Annotated in this window: 4 protein-coding genes; 2 read left to right on the top strand and 2 right to left on the bottom strand. The window is 64.1% G+C overall.

The genetic code is table 11. The annotated features are described in order from the left end of the window. Positions 1 to 408: 408 nt before the first annotated feature. The gene (locus QUV35_RS07410; protein WP_300872127.1) at positions 409 to 1,110 is read right to left on the bottom strand and encodes a response regulator transcription factor; all 702 of its coding nucleotides are present in this window, start codon (positions 1,108 to 1,110) and stop codon (positions 409 to 411) included. 149 nt (positions 1,111 to 1,259) lie between these two features. Here QUV35_RS07410 and QUV35_RS07405 point away from each other — a divergent pair, with 149 nt between their 5' ends. Continuing rightward, a complete protein-coding gene (locus QUV35_RS07405) occupies positions 1,260 to 3,347 on the top strand; it encodes a sensor histidine kinase (RefSeq protein ID WP_300872125.1) in 2,088 nt (695 codons plus the stop codon). Next, entirely contained in the window at positions 3,344 to 4,045 is a 702-nt protein-coding gene (locus QUV35_RS07400) for a response regulator transcription factor (protein WP_300872123.1), read from the top strand. Before QUV35_RS07405 ends, QUV35_RS07400 begins: the two co-directional genes overlap by 4 nt. Before the next feature lie 21 nt (positions 4,046 to 4,066). Here QUV35_RS07400 and QUV35_RS07395 read toward each other — a convergent pair whose 3' ends face one another. Then, positions 4,067 to 5,185, bottom strand: coding sequence for an EscU/YscU/HrcU family type III secretion system export apparatus switch protein (locus tag QUV35_RS07395; protein ID WP_300872121.1), 1,119 nt, complete (start codon positions 5,183 to 5,185; stop codon positions 4,067 to 4,069). Positions 5,186 to 5,187 lie beyond the last annotated feature (2 nt).

Here is a 5,187-nt window from a genome sequence, read left to right as displayed (position 1 = left end):
GGTGTTCAGTGGGAAAAGGTGAAAGAGGGGGTGCGGGTGTGGGGAGGACGGGCCGCCATGAACGCTGTCATCGCATGCGTGAGCCGTGAAACCGGGCCGGGCTGCTCATGCCCCTTGCTTGTCCGCACCCGCAGGGTTGGCGGTCCATCCGTCAAGGCCGGCAAACTATGAAAAATGACGTTCAAAATATTGCTAATCGCTTTTATGAGGCAATTAACATTTTCTGGCATTTTTCCTGCGGCAGGTGCGGGGAACGCCCTTGGGCCGCTCGACCATCGGCGACGAATCACGACAAAAACCGACATTCGCCACCCGGCATCGTGTTGGGCGCCGACGCAGCGCAAGCGCGGCGCCAACCCCGTCCCGGCCAGGCCGGCCGTGCCGGCCGGTGACCGGCTCAGTCACGCTTCAAGAAGCACCGCAGCGAACAACAACGCCGCCGGTGAAGGCGTAGCCCAGGCCGTGCGCGGTCTCCACGGGCAAGGGGCAGCCGAGCGTTTCACGCACCTTGTTGCGCAGCCGACGCACCAGAATCTCCATGCGCCTGGGGTCGTAATAGCGGGGATCGTGACCCAGGCAATGCACGAGTTCCTGGCGCGAGACAGCCAGGCCAGGCGATTGCGCCAGCCGAGCCAGCAGCGCATGCTCGGTGGCGGTGAGCTTGACCACGCGACCCTGCGGTGAGGTCAGTTGCCAGGACATCCTGTCGAGCGACCAGACACTGACCGGGCCCGGCTGCAGGCGCTGCGCCAGCTTGTTGATCAGGGTTGACAACTCTTCCATCTGCACGGGCTTGACCAGATAGATGTCGGCCCCGGCCCGCACACCACTGACCCGTTCGCGCACTTCCCCGCGGGCCGTGGTGACCACCACCCCCTGGTCCTGGCTGCGCGCACGTTCACCCAGCCAATCCAGGCCGTCGCCGTCCGGCAGACCCAGGTCCAGCACCAGCACATCCACCGCATGCGCAGCCAGGTGCTGCTCGGCCTGGCGCAGGCTGCCGGCGCCGGCGACCCGATACCCCTCCATTTCGAGGTAGGCGACCATCGCTTCGCGCAGGTCGGGCTCGTCTTCCACCACCAGCACCCGAACCGGAGTGATTTGCTTCACGCTTTGTTTCTCCAGGGCCTGCCGGCCATCATCGGTTGCAAGGTCATCAGGTGTTTTCGCACCTCGGGAAGGGGTGTTTCATGTTAACTTAATGACTTTGATCGTTTAGGTCGTAAAAACCGACTGATTAACATCAAATACGACAAACAATGCTCAAAACACCGCCCCCCCGCACCACCGGGCGTTTGCGAGCGTCATGGACGGCGCGGCGAGCCATCGGGCTGGCGTTGCTGTTGGTGATGGCGGTGTTGGGTTGGCGTCCGGCCAGCGCGCTGCAGGTCACGGGCAGCGAAAGTGGCTCGGTGCGGCTGACAGAGCATGTCTCTGTGCTTGAAGACCCCCGGGCGCAATGGAGCATCGACGACATCCGCAGCCCCACCCTGAACCGGCAGTTCAAGCCGTGGTCTGGTGCGGGCAACATCAACCTGGGTTTTTCGTCGTCTGCCCACTGGGTCAAGGTGACGCTGCAGGGACCCTCGCGCGACACGGTTGCCGGGGTGCTGGAGCTGCCGTACTTTCTGCTGGACACGGTGGACTTTTACGCTCCCGGCCAGACCCCGGTTCACACCGGCAGCCGCTTGCCGCTGGACTCACGCCCCTTCCTGCATTCGGCGTTCGCGTTCCCCGTTCAGCTCGAACCCCGACCCGTTGATGTCTACCTGCGCGTGCAAAGCAACAACGGCGTGAGCGTGCCGCTGTACTGGTGGCCCCAACGGGCCTTCACGCACCACATGCAGAGCGTGCTTTTGCTCCAGGCCCTGTACTTTGGCGCCCTGGTGGCGCTGCTGATCTACAACCTGTTCCTGTTTGTCTCCCTCAAAGACAGGCGCTTTCTGCTCTACACCCTCTTCATGGGCTGCGGCGGGCTGGGCATGATCGCTGGCAACGGCCTCGGGCAGATGTTCCTGTGGCCGGGCCAGGCCGGTTTCGACACACTGGCCCAGACGCTGTTTTTGTCCATGGCCGGCGGCTTCGGTCTGATGTTTGGTTGCGAGTTCCTGCAGGCTGGCCAGCACACACCACGGCTGGCGCAACTGATCAGGCTGTGTGCAGCCGGCTTCATCACCGTCGCGCTGTTGACACTTGGCGCGCTGTGGAGCGCTGCCGTGTTGAATGTGACAGCACAACTGGTGATGTGGATTGCCCTGGGCAGCAGCCTGCTGGTCATGTTCACGAGCGTGCGGGTGGTTCGCCTTGGCCAGAAAGGCGCTTTCATGTTTCTGCTGGCCTGGTGCGTGCTCTGGGCGGGTGTGCTGATCGCCGTGCTTCGCACCTTTGAGCTCCTGCCCACCAACACCTTCACTGCCTATGCGGTGCAAATCGCCACAGCCTTCGAAATGCTGCTGCTGGCCTTCGCCCTGGCCGACATCGTTCGCCAGGAACGCCAGGAGAGGGAGGCGGCACAGCAGGACGCACTGCGTGCACAGCAAAGCCTGCTGGATGCCTCGCGCACAGCCGAGCAGACACTCGGGCGCAATGTGCAGGCACGAACCGAACAGCTCGAACGCGCCCTGACCACGGAACGCCAGCTGCTCACGCAGTACATGTTGTTCGGCGCCCTGATTTCACACGAGTTCCGCAACCCCCTGGGCATTGTGGACAGCCAGATCAGCCTGCTGCGCCGCGAACAGGAGCTGGGTTCGCTCCAACTGGAAAAACGCCTGGACACCATGGGCAAGGCCACGCGCCGTTTGCTCAACCTGTTCGACAAATGGCTGCAGGGGAACCAGCTGAGCCAATACTTCCAAGGCGAAAAACACGAGGCCATCGATCTGGCGCCGTGGCTGGCCACACTCATTGACGTGAGGGGCACGCAGGCCGACACCCCCCGGCTGCTGCTGCTGCCCTCCTCCACGAACGAAAGGGTCCGGGCCGACAAAAGCCTGCTGGAACTGGCGGTGACGAACCTGATCGACAACGCCTTCAAACACGCCGGCGCCTCCAGCGCCGTGGTGATCCAGACGCATGGCAAACCTGGCTGGGTGGGCATTTCCGTGACCGACCAGGGCTGCGGGATCGACGCCAAGCACCACGGCGCCGTGTTCAACGCCTACTACCGGGTCGAACAGGAACACCCGTTGCCCGGCCTGGGGTTGGGGCTGGCCCTGGTGCGCCGGGTGGTGCAACTGCACGCCGGGCATGTGGAACTCACCAGCGCTGCTGGCCAGGGCTGCACCTTTTGTATCTGGCTGCCGGACAGCACGCCCGCAGCACCCACCGGAGAACTTCTTTCATGAACAACAAAGACAGCACACACGGCCGCATTCTGGTGATCGAAGACGAATCCGACTTGCTGGACGCGGTGGTCAGCTACCTCAACCTCGAGGGCTTCACAGCCGACGGGGTGAGCAGCCTGGGTGCGGCCACGAACTGGATGCGAACCCACCAGCTTGACGTTGTCGTGCTCGACCTGGGGCTGCCCGATGGCGACGGACTCGCCTGGCTGAGCGGCAATGAACAGCTCAAAAACAAGGGTGTGATCGTCACGTCCGGACGCAGCAGTCCCGCAGACCGCATCGAGGGCGCGCGCGCGGGCGCCGACAACTACCTGGTCAAACCGGTCCCGCTGGAAGAACTGGGGTCGCTGTTGAGAAACATGCTTCGGCGGCTGCAGACCGAAACCGCGCAGGCCTGGACACTCAACCAGCTGAACTGGACGCTTCAAACCCCGGCCGGTCTGCGCCTGAAACTCACCCATTCGGAACTGATGCTGCTCAGCCGCCTGGCCGAGCAGCCTGGCAAGACCGTGGCGAGAAAGGACCTGGTCAACCTGCTGGGGCACGACCCGGACAACTACGCCTCGCGCCGCATGGAGTCGCTGGTGCGCCGCCTGCGCAACAAGGCCGAAGAGACACTGAACCAGAAACTGCCTCTGGAAACCGTCTACACGCAAGGGTATGCGTTTGCCTCCCCGATCGTGGTCGAGGCGGAGTGAGCGCGGCAGGCTCAGCGCCCTTCAGTCAGCCTCCGCCAGGCTGTCCTCGATGTGCACGAGATGGTCGGGCAGCGCCTGGGCCACACCCTGCTGGCTGGCATAAGCCCAGGCCAGCAACTGGGCAACGATGGCGTACAGGCGGGGCGGCACGGCCGCGCCCAGCTCCACATTCGACGACAGCCAACGCGCGAGCAGCGGTGATTCGGCCAGCGGCACGCCGCTGGAGCGGGCCAGCTCCCGGATCCGCAGCGCCACTTCATCGCAGCCCTTGGCCACCACCACCGGTGCCTCCATGCGCTCCCTGTCGTAGCGCAGCGCCACCGCATAGTGGGTGGGGTTGACGACCACCACGTCGGCCTTCTCGACCGCGCTCATCATGCGCCGCCTGGAGGCTTCGCGTTGCAGGGAGCGCAATCGGGCACGGATTTCCGGCGAGCCCTCGCTCTCCTTGTTCTCGTCCTTCATGTCCTGCAGGGACATGCGCATCTGGCGTCGAAAGTCGAACCACTGGAAGCTGGCGTCTGCAATGGCGATCAGGACCACCACCAGCATCAGCCACTGCAGTCCGCCCCCGAGCACGCCACCCATGCGAACCACAGCCGCCTGAACGGCCGCCGTGGGTGCGAGCATCAGACTGTCCCGTTGCAACAGGAAATAACCCACCCCCACCGCCAGCACGGCCAGCGTCACCAGCACACCCTTGACCAGTGCAAACAGGTTCTGGGCCGAGAACATGCGCCCGAGGCCGGCCACCGGGTCCAGGCGGCTGAGGTCGAACTTCGGTGAAAAAACGGGCTGCAAGCGGGTCAGTGCGAGCGGCGCCAGTGCGCCCAGTGCTCCCGCCACCAGCAGGAACCCCCCGACCACAAGGCCAAAAGCCAACAAGGGACCGGACGCCCAGCGCTTCAGATGCTCGAGCGGGTCGTCCCGTCCGTCCCACTCCAGCGCGCCGCTCACCAGGTGTTCTGTGGCCCTCCAGAAATAGGGTCCGAGCAACAGCACAGCGGCCGCTGCCAGCGCCAGCGCAAACACAAAGCTCAGGTCTCTGGACTGCGGGAACCGGCCCTCTTCGCGGGCTTTTTCCAGTTTTCTGTCACTGGGTTCAAGCGTCTTGTCTTCGCTGGTCTGGTCGGAAGCCATCG

This window comes from Hydrogenophaga sp. (genome assembly GCF_030373225.1).
In the GTDB taxonomy this organism is placed as follows: domain Bacteria; phylum Pseudomonadota; class Gammaproteobacteria; order Burkholderiales; family Burkholderiaceae_C; genus Hydrogenophaga.
Note: the sequence above shows the minus strand (reverse complement) of the source record. Positions and strands in the feature narration are given on the sequence as shown.